Source organism: Latilactobacillus sp. VITA-14, from assembly GCF_046580785.1.
Lineage (GTDB): Bacteria > Bacillota > Bacilli > Lactobacillales > Lactobacillaceae > Latilactobacillus > Latilactobacillus curvatus.
This window is the reverse complement of the sequence record NZ_JBJKTM010000011.1, coordinates 1-15,529: the sequence shown is the minus strand read 5'-3', so window position 1 is coordinate 15,529 and position 15,529 is coordinate 1. Positions and strand designations below refer to the sequence as shown.

13 protein-coding genes, 1 pseudogene and 1 other annotated feature are annotated in these 15,529 nt (G+C 42.6%); of the genes and pseudogenes, 5 read left to right on the top strand and 9 right to left on the bottom strand.

What is annotated here, in order from left to right:
• Positions 1-59 precede the first annotated feature (59 nt).
• The 5 genes from ACF1X7_RS05940 to ACF1X7_RS05920 form a co-directional block, all read right to left on the bottom strand.
• A complete protein-coding gene (locus tag ACF1X7_RS05940; RefSeq protein ID WP_411162539.1) occupies positions 60-2,705 on the bottom strand; it encodes a valine--tRNA ligase in 2,646 nt (881 codons plus the stop codon).
• A 55-nt stretch (positions 2,706-2,760) separates the two neighbouring features.
• Positions 2,761-2,978: a binding site (T-box leader), on the bottom strand.
• 126 nt (positions 2,979-3,104) lie between these two features.
• Positions 3,105-4,322, bottom strand: a complete 1,218-nt coding sequence (thiI, locus tag ACF1X7_RS05935; RefSeq protein ID WP_004270694.1) for a tRNA uracil 4-sulfurtransferase ThiI — start codon at positions 4,320-4,322, stop codon at positions 3,105-3,107.
• Between the two features lie 24 nt (positions 4,323-4,346).
• Positions 4,347-5,495: a cysteine desulfurase family protein gene (locus tag ACF1X7_RS05930; RefSeq protein WP_064777204.1), complete on the bottom strand. Its 1,149-nt coding sequence runs from the start codon at positions 5,493-5,495 to the stop codon at positions 4,347-4,349.
• 139 nt (positions 5,496-5,634) lie between these two features.
• Complete coding sequence (gene ezrA, locus ACF1X7_RS05925) at positions 5,635-7,347, bottom strand: septation ring formation regulator EzrA (protein ID WP_039098565.1); 1,713 nt, start codon at positions 7,345-7,347, stop codon at positions 5,635-5,637.
• Between the two features lie 142 nt (positions 7,348-7,489).
• Positions 7,490-7,630, bottom strand: coding sequence for a hypothetical protein (locus ACF1X7_RS05920; RefSeq protein ID WP_004270687.1), 141 nt, complete (start codon positions 7,628-7,630; stop codon positions 7,490-7,492).
• An 88-nt stretch (positions 7,631-7,718) separates the two neighbouring features.
• Between ACF1X7_RS05920 and rpsD the strand changes: the two genes are divergently transcribed.
• Positions 7,719-8,324 carry a 30S ribosomal protein S4 gene (gene rpsD, locus ACF1X7_RS05915; RefSeq protein WP_004270691.1) on the top strand — a complete coding sequence of 202 codons (606 nt, stop codon included), beginning with the start codon at positions 7,719-7,721 and terminating at the stop codon, positions 8,322-8,324.
• 98 nt (positions 8,325-8,422) lie between these two features.
• Here the strand turns inward: rpsD and ACF1X7_RS05910 are convergent, their stop codons facing one another.
• On the bottom strand, positions 8,423-9,028 hold the full coding sequence (locus ACF1X7_RS05910; RefSeq protein WP_039098566.1) for a DUF1054 domain-containing protein: 606 nt from the start codon (positions 9,026-9,028) through the stop codon (positions 8,423-8,425).
• Positions 9,029-9,098: 70 nt separating this feature from the next.
• Between ACF1X7_RS05910 and ACF1X7_RS05905 the strand changes: the two genes are divergently transcribed.
• A complete protein-coding gene (locus tag ACF1X7_RS05905; RefSeq protein ID WP_064777206.1) occupies positions 9,099-9,542 on the top strand; it encodes a YueI family protein in 444 nt (147 codons plus the stop codon).
• A 50-nt stretch (positions 9,543-9,592) separates the two neighbouring features.
• Here the strand turns inward: ACF1X7_RS05905 and gshAB are convergent, their stop codons facing one another.
• Positions 9,593-11,890 carry a bifunctional glutamate--cysteine ligase GshA/glutathione synthetase GshB gene (gshAB, locus tag ACF1X7_RS05900; protein ID WP_146955361.1) on the bottom strand — a complete coding sequence of 766 codons (2,298 nt, stop codon included), beginning with the start codon at positions 11,888-11,890 and terminating at the stop codon, positions 9,593-9,595.
• Positions 11,891-12,023: 133 nt separating this feature from the next.
• Between gshAB and ACF1X7_RS05895 the strand changes: the two genes are divergently transcribed.
• The 3 genes from ACF1X7_RS05895 to ACF1X7_RS05885 all read left to right on the top strand — a co-directional run bounded on the left by ACF1X7_RS05895 (position 12,024) and on the right by ACF1X7_RS05885 (position 14,453).
• Positions 12,024-13,304: a replication-associated recombination protein A gene (locus ACF1X7_RS05895; RefSeq protein ID WP_069468153.1), complete on the top strand. Its 1,281-nt coding sequence runs from the start codon at positions 12,024-12,026 to the stop codon at positions 13,302-13,304.
• A 313-nt stretch (positions 13,305-13,617) separates the two neighbouring features.
• Complete coding sequence (locus ACF1X7_RS05890) at positions 13,618-13,893, top strand: hypothetical protein (RefSeq protein ID WP_004271026.1); 276 nt, start codon at positions 13,618-13,620, stop codon at positions 13,891-13,893.
• A gap of 62 nt (positions 13,894-13,955) precedes the next feature.
• Positions 13,956-14,453 (top strand): universal stress protein, encoded by a 498-nt coding sequence (locus tag ACF1X7_RS05885; RefSeq protein ID WP_039098570.1) that lies wholly within the window; start codon positions 13,956-13,958, stop codon positions 14,451-14,453.
• 57 nt (positions 14,454-14,510) lie between these two features.
• Here the strand turns inward: ACF1X7_RS05885 and ACF1X7_RS05880 are convergent, their stop codons facing one another.
• Both ACF1X7_RS05880 and ACF1X7_RS05875 read right to left on the bottom strand, forming a co-directional pair.
• Positions 14,511-15,353, bottom strand: coding sequence for a helix-turn-helix domain-containing protein (locus ACF1X7_RS05880; protein WP_411162538.1), 843 nt, complete (start codon positions 15,351-15,353; stop codon positions 14,511-14,513).
• 47 nt (positions 15,354-15,400) lie between these two features.
• Positions 15,401-15,529, bottom strand: a pseudogene (locus ACF1X7_RS05875) (IS30 family transposase); the annotation flags it as partial.

Here is a 15,529-nt window from a genome sequence, read left to right as displayed (position 1 = left end):
TTACAGCGCCAATTCGCTAAGTTAGGCAAATGCTCAGAAGCTAACCGTTGATGATGCACTTATGCATTTTTTAATTCTGCTACTCGTTTTTCGACTGATTGGTATTGTTGTTCGTAGTCTGCTTGTTTGTCGCGTTCTTCTTGGACCACTTTTTCTGGTGCGCGGTCTGTGAAGCCCTTGTTTGACAACTTGCCTTTAGCACGTTTGATTTCACCGTCTAAACGTTTCAATTCGCCTTCTAAACGGGCGATTTCTTCGTCTAAGTCGAGCAATTCAGCCAATGGCACATAAACTTCTGCACCACTGATAATGGCTGTCTTCGCCAATGCTGGTGCTGTTAAACCTTCAGCAATTTCAAGTGACTTAGGATGTACGAAGCGTTCAATGAAGTCTTGGTTTTGTTTGAAGATCGTCATTAATGGCGCATCTTGAATGTTGACCAAAACATCAATTGGCTTGCTTAGTGGTGCATTGGCTTCGGAACGGATATTCCGGACACTTCTAATTAGATCGATTAACGCATTCATTTGCGTTGTTGCTTCTGGATCGTCTAATTCAGCGTGCACTTCTGGATAAGCCGCATTGACGATTGAATCGCCAGTATGTGGCATACTTTGCCAGATTTCTTCCGTGACAAATGGCATCACTGGGTGTAATAGACGCAATGTTTGGTCTAAAACATAAGCCAAGTTATAACGTTTATTGGCAATGGCTGCTTGGTCGTCTCCGTAAAGGACTTCCTTCGCCATTTCAATATACCAGTCACAGAAATCGTTCCAGATAAAGTTATACAATGTCCGGCCCGCTTCACCAAATTCGAAGCTTTCATAAAGCCGTGTAACATCTGCCACCGTTTGGTTCAATTGGCTTAAGATCCATTTGTCCGTTAAATCAAGGTTAGCGGCATCTGGCATCTTCGTTGGCGCTGGTGTGTCTTCAAGGTTCATGATGACGAAACGACTTGCGTTCCAAATCTTATTGATGAAGTTCCAGGCAGCATCCATCTTCGTGTAACTGAAACGAATATCTTGGCCTGGTGTTGAACCACTCGTTAAGAACCAACGCAATGCATCGGCACCGTATTTTTCAATGACTTCCATTGGGTCAATCCCATTACCAAGTGATTTACTCATCTTACGGCCTTGTTCATCGCGGATTAAACCGTGAATGAGGACGTGTTCGAATGGGCGTTGTTCTGTAAATTCGAGACTTTGGAAAATCATCCGTGAGACCCAGAAGAAGATGATATCGTAGCCAGTTACCAACGTATTGGTTGGGAAGTAGCGTTTGAAGTCAGACGCTTCAGTGTTTGGCCAACCCATTGTTGAAAATGGCCATAAGGCACTACTGAACCATGTGTCTAGGACATCAGAATCTTGAGTCCAGTTTTCGATATCTTTTGGTGCTTCTTCGCCGACATACATTTCACCAGTTTGTTTATGGTACCAAGCTGGGATTTGGTGCCCCCACCATAATTGACGCGAAATAACCCAATCATGAACGTTTTCCATCCATTGTGTGAAGGTATTTTCGAATCGTTCTGGCACAAAGCTAACCTTTTGATCGGTTGCTTGGTTCTTCAAAGCCATTTCAGCAAGTGGCTTCATCTTAACAAACCATTGCGTTGAAAGCCGGGCTTCAACTTGTACACCGGTCCGTTCAGAATGACCAACACTATGTGTCATTGGGTCGACTTTAATCAAATAACCTTGTTCCTTCAAGTCAGCAACAATCGCTTTACGTGCTTCAAAACGATCCATGCCGTTATACTTGCCGGCACTTTCATTCATGCTGGCATCTTCGTTCATGACATTGATCCGTGGTAAGTCATGCCGATTACCGACTTCAAAATCGTTAGGGTCGTGTGCTGGTGTAATCTTCAAAGCACCAGTACCGAAATCCTTATCGACATAGTGATCAGCGATAATCGGAATTTCACGATTCATTAATGGTAATGTGACCGTCTTGCCAACAAGGTCCGCATACCGTTCATCATCTGGATGTACAGCGATAGCAGTATCACCAGGTAATGTTTCAGGACGTGTTGTGGCAATTTCGATGCTCCCAGAACCATCCGTCAATGGATAGTTAACATGATAGAAGGCCCCTTCATCATCTTGATGCAACACTTCGATATCTGATAAAGCCGTCCGTGCTTTTGGATCCCAATTGATGATGTATTCGCCACGATAGATTAAGCCCTTGTTGTATAAGGTAACAAAGACTTTACGAACAGCGTCTGATAAGCCATCGTCTAATGTGAACCGTTCACGTGAATAATCAAGTGATAAGCCCATCTTAGCCCATTGTGCGTGGATGGTTGCGGCATATTCATCTTTCCAGTCCCAGACTTGTTCGATGAATTTTTCACGACCTAAGTCATAACGTGAAATCCCTTGTTCAGCTAATTTTGCTTCCACTTTAGCTTGAGTTGCAATCCCGGCATGATCCATCCCTGGCAACCAGAGTACATCATACCCTTGCATCCGTTTTTGCCGGATTAACATATCTTGTAAGGTCGTATCCCAGGCATGGCCTAAATGGAGTTTACCCGTAACATTTGGCGGTGGAATAACGATTGAATAAGGTTTGGCATCTGGATTGGCATTTGGCTTGAATAAATCAGCGTCTAACCAATCTTGATAACGACCGGCTTCAACTTGATTTGGATCATATTTGGTTGACATTTCTTTGTGATCAGTCATCTTGTTCACTCCTTTAAAATATTGCGTTTAATGGCAAACAAAAAAGCATTCCTCACAATAGGACGAATGCTTTTTCGCGGTACCACCTAAATTAGGACTAGACTAGTCCCCAACTCATGATTTGTTAACGAACGAAATTGTCCGGTTAGCCCTACTTAATTTCAGGTTAACAGCTCACAAGCTACCGATTAATTGGTCATTGGAAGACGTCTCAGCCATGCATCTTCTCTCTAAACTAGCCCAATCTTAATCGCTCTTGTTCAACGCGTTGTTAATAGTTTAGCTGAGTGAACGCCAAAGGTCAAGCGTCACCGGCGTTCATTCTGAAAATAAATCCCGAATCTTCTCCCCAAAAAAATCCTGAGAACAACATACTGTTATTCTCAGGATTTTTATAGTTTACAATAGTTCAGCAATGATTTCTTCGTCTTGATTTAAGAATTGATCGCCAGCTTTGATTTCTGTCACTTTAATTCCAGCAAGTGAGCGTTCAATCAAGGCATCCACATCGATGCGTTGTTCGTAGAACCGGGTCTTATCTAAGTTAGGCCGGGTCTTCGGTGCTGGTGGTGCAAAAATGGTACAGCAATCTTCGAATGGCATGATTGATAATTCGTACGTATCAATATCCTTCGCAATTTCAATGATTTCATTCTTATCCATTGTCGCAACTGGCCGCACGATTGGCGTTGTTGTGACATCATTGATAGCCATCATACTTTCAAGTGTTTGTGAGGCCACTTGACCGACAGATTCCCCATTAAAAATGGCTAAACCTTGGCGCTTAGCACGGATTTGATCCGTTAAACGCAACATCATCCGCCGTTGAATGGTCATTAAGTAACCTTCTGGCACAGAATGCTTCACTTCTTCTTGAATTTCCGTGAATGGGACTTCGATAAACTTAATCCCACCAACGTATGGCACCAATTTCGCCGTTAATTCTTTGGCCTTATTCAAGGCATTGTCGCTTGTGTATGGTGGGCTAAAGAAATGCACCATTTCAATGTCGACACCCCGTTTGAGCGTTAAGTAACCTGCTACTGGTGAATCAATCCCACCAGATAACATCAACATTCCTTTACCGGCAGAACCGACTGGTAAGCCACCAGCCCCTTGAATCACTTGGTTGGTTAAGTAAATCGCATCTTGGCGAATTTCAACCCGCAAAGTAATGTCAGGTTTTTTCATTTGCACTTCTAATTCAGGTAATTCATCTGATAAGTAACCACCTAATTCGCGGTTCATATCATTCGTATCCAAGAAGAAATTGTGATCAGAACGACGTGTGTTAACTTTGAAAGACATCCCAGGTTTGCCGATTTCTTTCATCATGGCAAGCGCCATTTCTTTAACAGAATCTAAATCACGATCAACTTGGATACTTGGTGAGAAGTTTTGGATGCCGAAGACGTGACGGAGACGTTCGATAACGCCTTCTGCATCGTCGCCGTTTAAAACGATATGCATCCGGTCACGTTTAGGGTGAATCCGGAGTTGTTTATACTCGTGAAGCGCCTTTGTGACGTTCCCGTTTAACCGACCGATAAAATCGTTCCGGTTTTTACCCTTTGTCGAAAGTTCGCCGTAGCGAACCATAATTTCAGTGTATTGCATGCCTATCTCCTTTTAGATGGTAGTTTACGAATTAATTTTTTTGAAGCGTTCGTTAATTTGATCGAACGCTTTGATGAATGCATCCGCTTCTTCTAGCGTATTGTATTCATCGAGGGATACCCGAATGGCGCTTGTCGCAATTTTTTCATTGACGTGCATTGCCTTTAAGGTACTAGATTCAGTCCCTTTCTTCGAAGAGCAAGCACTCGTCGTTGAAATATAGATTTCGTGTTCTTCAAACGCATGAACCGTTGTTTCACCGCGAACACCTTTAATTGCGAAGCACAAAATATGCGGCGCAAAATCAGGCGTCAGTTGTGAAAACATAACCGTTTTATCCGATTGACTGATATGGTTAAAGAGTCGTTCTCGAATAGCTGCTTGGCGGTGTACTTTTTCAGTCTCATCGGTCAATAACAAACGTAAGGCTTTGGCCATTGCCGCGATGGCTGGCACATTTTCGGTTCCAGAACGTAAATCATGCTCTTGGCCCCCACCGGTTAAAAGCGGCGCTAAATGACGCCCGCGTTTCTTATACAAAATCCCAGTCCCCCGTGGGCCGTGGAATTTATGCCCTGATAAGGTCACAAAATCAACGCGTTCGTTGAAAATCGCCTCTTGAATGCCTTTGCCAATCCCTTGAACGGCATCAACGTGGAAATGAATATTAGGATAATCCTTCAAAATATCAGCAATGGCTTCAAGTGGCTGACACGTTCCGATTTCGTTATTAATGGCCATGATCGAAACTAAAATGGTATCAGGCCGCAATGCTGCTTTTAAGTCAGCTGGATCAATTCGACCAAACTGATCAACGGGTAGATAAGTCACATCAAAGCCTAATTTTTCCAGTTGCTGCATGGATTTAATGATGGCTGGATGTTCAACCGATGTCGTAATTAAATGTTTCCCAAACGCCCGTTTTTCAATTGCCGTGCCTTTTAAGACCCAGTTATCGCCTTCTGTTCCACCGCTGGTAAAGAAGATTTCATCGTGGTCTACGCCTAATAAATCAGCGATTTGTTGGCGTGATTGTTCTAAAATATGAAAGGCTTTTTCCCCAATCACATGTAAACTAGAGGGGTTGCCGAAGAACTGTTCACTAACCGCTTGATAGGTCTGAAGTGCGCCTGGCGCGATTTTAGTGGTGGCACTATTGTCAAAATAAATCATATCGATCCTTCTTACTAAAAATTAGTGTTTAACGTTGTACATTATAGCAAATTGGTTATTAAAGACAACCAATTAATCTTTAACAAAACAAATCCGAGACAAAATGCGTCTTGTCTCGGACTGATGAGCATCTAAGTGACTAATTAGTTGCGTCTGACTTTTGGTCGTAATAGGCCTTTTCAACTTGTGTGTAAGCACCTGGATCAACCTTTTCAAGGGCCGTTGCCAATAAGTCGACAGCTTTAGCATAGTCGTATTCTTCATTAAAAATGGTTTGGACCGTCACACAGGCTTCCTGGATGGCGGGAAAATCTGCACGATATCGGTTGGCATATTGTAACAATTGCTCCGTAATCAATGCACTGTCAATTAAGGTATCCGTCTTGGCCTTCAATTCATCTAAATCCTCTTGAACGAGAATTAATTGCTTCGCGATATCGTCTAAATTAATCTTAATTTGATTCAAATCATGATCAAGTTTTTGAATCTCATCAGAAACAACGAAGAAGAAATCCAAATATTTCTGTTGTAAACCAGGTAAATTAACCTTTTCAACAGCGCGCTTCAAGTTACGTAGTTCAAGTTCAAACTGGCGTAAGTTTTCATTAGCGACGACTTCGCCTTGATGCAAACTAGCAACCTGATCATGAATTGCTTGTTGTTTTTCTTCGATGACAGTTAGCCGTTCGTCAATCTCGGTCAAATCTTCAGCAATCGCCGTGTAAACCGCTTCGTGGTTGGCAATCTTCGCTTGGTGCCCTTCAACTAACGCCTGTTCTTCACCAATTTGCTTTTGTAATTGTTTGGCGCTTGCCAACTCATCATGTGTGAGTGCATAACTCTGATTGAGATGATCGAGTTCCAATAATAGCTCATGGTTCTGACGTTCAGCATGTTGCACGAATGTCGCGGTGGTTGGCAATTGCGTCGCGACTGCCTTCTTGGCAGTCATCTCAGCTTCTAATTGATCATATAATTGATCAATGCCACGTGCAATTTCATCGTTATTGGCTTCAACCGACTCAATGGCCAAATCACTTAACAAGGTAGTGCTCTTATCAAGTTGATCCATTAGTTGTTGTTGTTTGACTTCAATCTGCCGATCATCAAATTGATAATGTTCTTTTAGCATTTGATGGTAGGTATCATTAATTTCAACCAGTTGTTCGGGAAACTCGTTAGCTAATTCGTTATAGCGCTTTGGAATCCGTTCCATCTGGTCTTCTAATTGCGTTGTTTCAGTAATTAATTTCTGCAAAATGGCCTTAGCCCCTAGATGGTCGCCGGCTGTTGTTAGTTCGTTGGCTTCGTCAAAATCCACCTCTAAGCGACCTAGCGTTGCTTCAAGCGCATCTAATGCAGGTCCAAACGAAAAACTCTTAGTCAACAAACGTTTACGTAGTTGTTGATATTGTTCTCGTAGACGCTGAATTTTTTGACGTGTATCGGCTTCATTGGCAAGTAGATTTTCTAAAGCATCTTGAACATCCAGTAAATCTTGATCTGTTTCAGTCAAGTACGCCCGCAATTGTTTGAGAATCCGTGCAACCTGAATGAATTGGTATTTGGCATTGGCCGTTTCCGCATCAAAAAGATAGCCTTCAATCGTGCTGAAGTTATGGTTGGTAATCTGCTCATATTGTTTTTCCCAACGATCAAAGTTTTGCAAACTTTCGCCCGTCAAATGTAACGACCGTAACTTCGTTAAGCGTTCCGGAATCGGCAACGCCATTAAGTCGCCTTTATGTGCTTCTAGTTGTTTAATTTGTTTGATAAAATAACGTTGATAAAAAACAACACTTAGGTAGCCAATCAGTGCGACGACTACGATTCCAATGAGAATGTAAAACATTCAAAGACACACCCTTTTACAATTTAAATCAGATTTGTTAGTCCGTTCATCCACTTCAATTCATTAAACTATGTTTGATTATAGCATGAATAAGATAACGGTTCAGCAATAATTAGCGATAAACTTTAGAAAAGCTGCAATTTTAATCTGAATTTGCTTGACGTTGCCGCACACCGTACGCTATACTAGCCATTGTGTAAAATAATGCAGCAGTAAACGGTAAAGCCGTCAACAGTTCATTTGCCCAGAGTTTTGGTTCAATTGTGTAACCTTGCGGCTGCAAAGGTGAAGATTGTTAATAAGTGAACTGAACGATTACTAAGTTTACATCGGATTATTTTACTCCAAAACATTTATTGGAGGATTTTTTTATGTCACGTTATACAGGTCCAAAGTGGAAACTTTCACGTCGTTTAGGAATTTCACTATCAGGCACAGGTAAAGAACTTGCTCGTCGCCCTTACGCTCCAGGCCAACACGGTAACGACCGTCGCGGTAAGATTTCAGAATATGGTATGCAATTGAGCGAAAAACAAAAACTTCGTTTAATGTATGGTTTAACAGAACGCCAATTCCGGAACTTATTTGCTCGCGCTGGTAAAATCCGCGAAGGCAAGCATGGTGTTAACTTGATGATCTTGCTAGAACAACGTTTAGACAACATTGTTTATCGTTTAGGTTTAGCAAGCACTCGTGCACAAGCTCGTCAATTAGTAAACCATGGTCACGTAACTGTCGATGGCAAACGTGTTGATATTCCTTCATACGAAGTAAAACCTGGTCAAGAAATTTCAATCCGTGAAAAATCTAAGAACCTTGTAATCGTTAAGGATGCAATCGAAGGTACAGTTGGTCGCCCTTCATTCGTTAGCTTTGATGCTGACACAATGAAAGGTTCACTTGTTCGTTTACCAGAACGTTCAGAATTAGAACCAGAAATCGACGAAGCCTTAATCGTTGAATTCTACAACAGATAAGCAGTTATCTGTTCAATTAAAAGAGTCAGACTTAGGTCTGGCTCTTTTTTTGCGCATTTAAAGACGCGTGCCTACTTAGCACACGCGTCTGATTTAATCTATTTAGTCTGTACCAACTCATATAAAGGCACCATCTTCATCAAGGTCGTTTGAATATCGGCCATGAGAGCTTCGGGTTGGTCGAATAATGGGTTGTCTTTCAGATAAACTTTTCCGAGGAGCCACTCCCCTTTTTTGGTCTTAGCAAACTTATCTTGAATCAGTTTCAAGTTCTCCGATGACATTGGGAATTTTTGCTTGGTCATGTGATCGTAGCTTAAATCATAGTCGGCAAAGTCCCTTAAGAGGCTTTCTGTTTGGCTTGCCAATAACGGTGCGTAATCCGTCTTATCTGGCATCTCAGCCATTAAAGCAAACCAAACGAAGATCCGATCATCCCAAAAACCGACTTCAAAGTGCGGCATCATCTTATACCCGCGTGAGCTCTCACTAAGTGCCATCCAAGTATTCATTGGTGGATTTTTGAAACGGCGTAAATGCTTGGCAATATGCAACGAGAATTCGCGTTTTGTTTCTACTACGAGTTCTGCTTGCAATTGCGCACCAAATACTTCAAACTTTGGATCAAGTTGCGTATAAATCTTGTCTAACCGGCCCTTTAAGGTTTGGTCATCAAAAATATCAAAATCAGCACGTGTAAACATCTTTTTCCTCCAACATGGTATACTTAGGTTTAATTCTAATATAGCACAATTCAGAAATGAGGCGACTATTTTGTCAGATAATGATCAATTACAACAACACTTGGATAGTGCCATGCACGGCGCACCACAAACCAATCCCGATGAACGCCGCCGCTACCTCGGCTCATTACGTGAACGCGTCTTCTTAGGCGTTACTAACCAGGAACTCGCCACTGCGCAAGCTAAATTCGAAGCGCATCTTACGGATTATAAGCCCTATTCCGTCTTATTAAACGGCAAGAACCCCGCTGCTACCGATTATTTAGCGGCCCTTTCAGCACACGGGATTCCGTTCACGCTCGTTAACAACGAAACAGCCAAAACCGAACCAACGGCCTTCGGTTTGTTAGTGGTTGCCAAAGACGCGATTAACCATGAGGCAATTACGCTCGATACACTATACCCTGATCCAAAAACCACAACGCAAGATGCACCCACCAAAAAAGGTGGTTTCTTAAAACATCTTTTCGATTAACACTAAAAAGGCCCGCACAGTTTAACTTGTGCGGGCCTTTTTGCATTACTTTAGTCGGTTTCAATCGCTAATTCTGGGAAAAGTAATTGTAAGACAGTCATTGAAACGCGCCGCGCTTGACCCATCATTGGGAACAAGTGCATCAACATCGCTGGATTGTAGTTTGCTTCTAGCACAACCGCCATCTCAGGGTGTTCCGGATCATATGGTTGGTATAAGTTTGGCACAATGATATCGATTCCCGTGATATTGAGGTTCAAAATTTCAGCAGCCTGTTCAGCAATCGCAAAGTAACTTTGATCCATCTCATCGGTCACGTCAACCGAATCACCACCATTTGAGACGTTGGAATTTTGTAGTAAGAAGACCTGTGAACCACGCAATGGCACATCTTCAGGGCGGTAACCTTGTTGTTTCAACATGAGCAATTCCCGTTCACCGAGGTGAATGTTTTGCAACGGTGTCAGGTGCGCTTCGCCGCGTAATGGGTTGTCGTTTTTCTTAGCAACAAGTTGGGCGATTGTTGAACGACCATCCCCCACGACATTGGCTGGAATCCGTTCTAAAACAGCCTGGACCTTATGATTCATCACTAAGAAACGGTATTCCGAACCCGCAATGAATTCTTCAACTAAAATTTGCTGATCGTACGTTTGTGCCAGTTTAAAAGCAGCAATGAAGTCCGCTTCACTTGGACGCGTTAAAAATGTGGTAATGCCCGCCCCCATGTTACTGTGTTTTGGTTTAATGACAATCGCGCGCTGACCAAACGCCGCTTGATAATCTGCTACTGCCGTCTCTAAAGCGGTATATTCGGCACCCGCTGGCACCCGCATACCATGACTTGCCAATAAAATTTTAGTCACTACCTTATTATCCACTAACGGCCCACTAATTAGCCGATCTAAACTCGTTATATTCCCATTTTTGACTAATTCATGATGATGTTGATAGGTCAGCTCAATAAATTGTTCATCGCGATCCAAAACAGCCACATGCAGCCCTTTTTGGAAAGCGTCAAACATCAGCATTTGTGTTGATAATTCCATATCCGTGTACCCCTGTAACTGATAGAGAGTCTCTGTCAGCTCACATTTAAAACGTTTTGCCTGTTTGAGGGCAAATGCCTTTAGCGAGTCCTCTTCAATCGCTTGTGTTAAGCGATAACTCAAGGTTTGTCGATGGTCCTGAACACGCTCATTCATCACTGTCCAAGCTTGTTTAAAACGCTCATCCAGATGATAATCCGTAATGAATTGGGCCAAATCGGCCATCACAGTTTTCAATTGTGTTTGGAGCTGCGATGGCTGCAGCGGATTCTCTAATGCTACTGTGTCATTTAACTGACGACCCGTCTGAATCTGAGTGGCTAAATCACCGGATAATTTCGGCAAGGATAATAAGTACATAAAGAATAAGTGTAAGAAGTCTAGCTGTTGTTGATCAATCCCCGTCGCAGTATACGGGTTAATATCAAACCCCCGAAATTCTAAATAATCCACACCAGTCTCTAACATCTGATCCAATGAGTGACTCCGTAACCGCACAGTTCCGTAAAATTCGCGTTCCGAAATTAAGTCGCCATTAGCAATCGCTTGGCGCATTGAATCAACATATGCGGCAACTGAATCAAAATGAATTAATAATTGCTTATTGCTGTAGCCGAATAATTCACTCGAGCGTAAACTCCGTACAGGGTGTTCTGGTAATTTCGTCATATCTTCTAAAAAGCCTGGTTCCGCTATCGGACTCGCACCAAATAAATACGTTAAAACATAGTGATAACGCACGTAATTTTGCGCAATCTGGATGTACAACGCATCGCTAAAATCTTTTAGACTCACATAGTGATCATGATAGTATTCATCAAATAAACGCACAATTAACGTCGATGACAGGCTAAAATTATAATGGATGCCAGAGACCATCTGTAAACGTCGACCGTAGCGCTTCGTCAAATAGTCACGATAGGCTTTTACCGCCGGTGTGTATTCTGAAATTGGAATGGTTAATTCATCGTCTGGTAACAACGGTGGCATGCTGAGGGGCCAAATATATTCCGAATCGGCCATACTTGATTGCAATACTTGTTCGAGCGCTAATAATTGTTGTTGGACATCTACGGTCTGTTCGAAGGTATCCGTAACCAGTTCCGTTTGCATCTCTGCAAAATCAGTCGCAATGTATGGATGAAACGTTCGCGATCCTAACTCACTGGGGTGCGGTTGTTGACTCAATGCGCCCAATCCGGTCACTCGCTGCCCCTCTTTTTCGACCCCAAAAGCACCTTGGTTCAATAAAGGTGTTAAGCGTAATTGTTTAATGTTCTCAAATAATTGATTAGGCATTTTGAAACCCCTTCTTAATTCAGTCTTATACAACTCATTATACACATCCCTAAAACCTTTTAAAACGATAATCACTACGAATTTGCGCGACATGTTATACTAGGAACAACCTAAACATTAAAGGATGAACGCTATGCAACAACCTCTCGCATTTCGCATGCGTCCGACTAACATCGATGAAGTTGTCGGTCAGACGCACTTAGTGGGGCCGCAAAAAATCATTCGCCGAATGGTTGATGCCAAACTCCTCTCATCAATGATTCTCTACGGACCACCTGGTACTGGTAAAACGAGTATCGCTAGTGCCATCGCCGGTAGTACCCAGTACGCTTTTCGCATGCTGAATGCTGCCACTGATAGTAAAAAAGATTTACAGATTATCGCTGAAGAAGCCAAAATGAGTGGCACCGTGATTTTACTCCTCGATGAAATTCACCGCTTGGATAAAACCAAACAGGATTTTCTCTTACCACATCTAGAAAGTGGCCGCATTATCTTAATTGGTGCAACTACCGAAAATCCATATATCAGTATCAACCCTGCCATTCGGAGTCGGGCCCAAATTTTTGAAGTCAAGCCCCTCACTGAAGCCGACATTCATGTCGCCATTCAACGGGCACTGACAGATAAAGAAAAAGGCTTAGGTGCACTAGCCATCAATCTCGATGAAACGGCTGAACAATACCTTGCCCGCGTCACAAACGGTGATTTACGGAGTGCTTTAAACGCCCTCGAACTCGCTGCTCGTTCAACACCAGCGAATCCAGACACCAACGTCATCGACATCGATATTGACGTTATTGAAGAATGCGTGCAGAAAAAAGCCATTACTCATGATAAAGATGGCGATGCCCATTACGATGTCATCTCCGCCTTTCAAAAATCAGTCCGTGGCAGTGACGTTGATGCTGCGCTCCATTATATGGGCCGTTTGATTGAAGCCGGTGATTTAATGTCGATTAGTCGGCGCTTGATGACAATGGCCTACGAAGATATCGGCCTCGCCAACCCTCAAGCCTGTGCCCGTACAGTCGAGGCAATTGCTGCGGCTAAACAACTTGGTTTTCCCGAAGCCCGGATTCCACTGGCCGTAGCAGTGATTGATCTCTGCTTATCTCCAAAATCAAATTCGGCCATCACCGCAATTGATAACGCGTTAGCTGATATTCGCGCTGGCAAAGCCGGTGAAGTCCCCGATCATCTCCGTGATGCCCATTATGCAGGGGCTGAAAAACTTGGCCACGGTGTCGACTACAAATATCCTCATAATTATCCCAACGACTGGGTCGCGCAAGATTACCTACCAGATAAGCTCTTAGGTAGTCATTATTACGAAGCAAAAGCAACTGGTAAATACGAGCAAGTCCTCAAACAACAGCTAGAACGCTTGCGCCAAGCCAGTCCGCATAAGTGAACGGTTACAAAAGTGTTGTGTTAACATCACGAGCGTGCTACTATAATAGTAGGATTTCTAAGGTGTGCGCGTCTTCCCACCTTATGTTGACCGATCAAGTAATTCGTTAATGGGACGGATGAGTTATTAGCGAGTGTAGACTTTTTCGCGAAGGAACCAAGTCTAATAATAATCTGACCCACCTGCATTTTCTAGCGGGCTCAACTATCGGGAAGCATCTACGGCACCACTAGATTTCCCAAAGTCCAACGACTTTGACCGGGCTAACGTTTACGTTGGCCCTTTTTTGTTGATTATTTTAGGAGGTTGCACATTGATTCAAATCGCCATAATCGTTTTTTTAATCATTATCGCCCTACTTGGTGCGATTTTATGTTACTACCAAGACAAGAAGTTCCTACTCTTTGATTTAACTGAAAACCGGCATTTAGGTCGATTGATGTACTTTTCAGGGATTGCACTCATCGGTGTAGCGATCTGCGGGGCTTTGATTTACTGGCTATTGCCACTAGTCTGGACATTGGTGACGCTCGTTGCTGCCAGTTTAATCGCCGGCTTAGTCGGCCTTAGCTTTGCAACTAACCTTTAAGATTTACTTTTGGCACTGAATTAGCGTACAATAAAGATGTAAAATTAAATGAGGTGATGACAATGTTACAACAATACAAGCACATTTTGGTCGCAATCGATGGTTCTTATGAAGCTGAACTCGCTTTCCGTAAAGCAGTTGAAGTTGCCCTTCGGAATAACGGACAACTCCACTTGATTCACGTTATCGATACCCGCGCCTTCCAAAATATCTCTAGTTTTGATTCCGCAATGGTTGAACAAGTCACAGAAACAGCTAAGAAAACAATGGACGAATACATCGTGACTGCCAATGAACTTGGCTTAAAAGATGTTGACTATAGCATTGAATATGGCGCACCAAAGAGTTTAATTGCCCGCGAAGTACCCGAAAAGAAAAATATCGATCTCATCATGATTGGCGCAACTGGTTTAAACGCTGTTGAACGTCTCTTGATTGGTTCTGTAACGGAATACGTTACTCGGACCGCCGTTTGCGACGTGCTCGTTGTGCGGACAGATTTAGATAATAAACACGCACTCAACAAGAAACGCAGTAGCATTGGTCACGAAGAAGCATAAATTAGCAATCAAAAAGCCGGGACGCTTATGTCCCGGCTTTTTTTAGTGGTTAACCACTTATTCAGCCAATTGTTGATCAACTTGCACAATAATCTCTGGATGATGCCGGATTAACGCCAATGTTTTAGCAACCGTTAAATCCTGTAAGGCGTTCTCTCGATGAAGCGCATGTTCTGCACGACCAAGAATGAAATACAATGCATCAAGTAAGTAAAGACTTTGCTTATCGATTGCTTCGTCAATCGCAAGCTGAGCGTACTTAATCGCACCTTCATAATCCTTCAATTCAAAAAGAATTCCCGCTAAGTGATTATAAATCTGCAACTCAACTTGGAAATCGGCCATAGCAAGTGGATCAGAATTCTCCAACATTTCAACGGCTTGTTCTGCATAAATCCGTACACGCTCTAAAGCGCCCTTCATCAAATAGGACTTGCTAATGCCGATAATACATAGAATACCGTAAACATCCGTCTGAGAAACAACGTATTGATTGAAGGCACGATTGAAAAAGAAAAGTGCATCGTCCGGTTTATTCTCCAGCAATAACTTAATTTGACCTTGGAAATAATAATACCGTTTGTAATCATCTGTTTTGACCAGTTGATCTGTGTAGATCTGCTGAATCAAATCACGTGCTTTTTTGAATTCATTGGTAAATAACAATGCTTGCACACGACTCAACAAGACGTGTAATTGATCATCTTCTTGCACAATCACTGAGTCCAACGTAATTTCAAGCCGCTTACAAATTTCCAAGAGAATCTTTGTGCTTGGCACCTGTTTTTTTTTCTCAATTAAGCTAATTGTTGCTTGCGTACAAATCCCCTTAGCTAACTCCGCTTGAGACATCCCCCGTGCTTTACGGATTTGTTTTAGTTTATCCCCTAATATTCTCATTTTAAATACTCCAATTACATCATTATTTAATTTGGCAAATTACAAGTTTAATCCGAACAAGCCCGGAATCTTTCAATGGCAGTCTGTTGATGATGTATTTTTAATGGTCGTTGATTAATTAGTTCAAGTGCTGCTAGGATCTCATCAGTCGTTACTTGGCTAAAATTGGTCTTTTT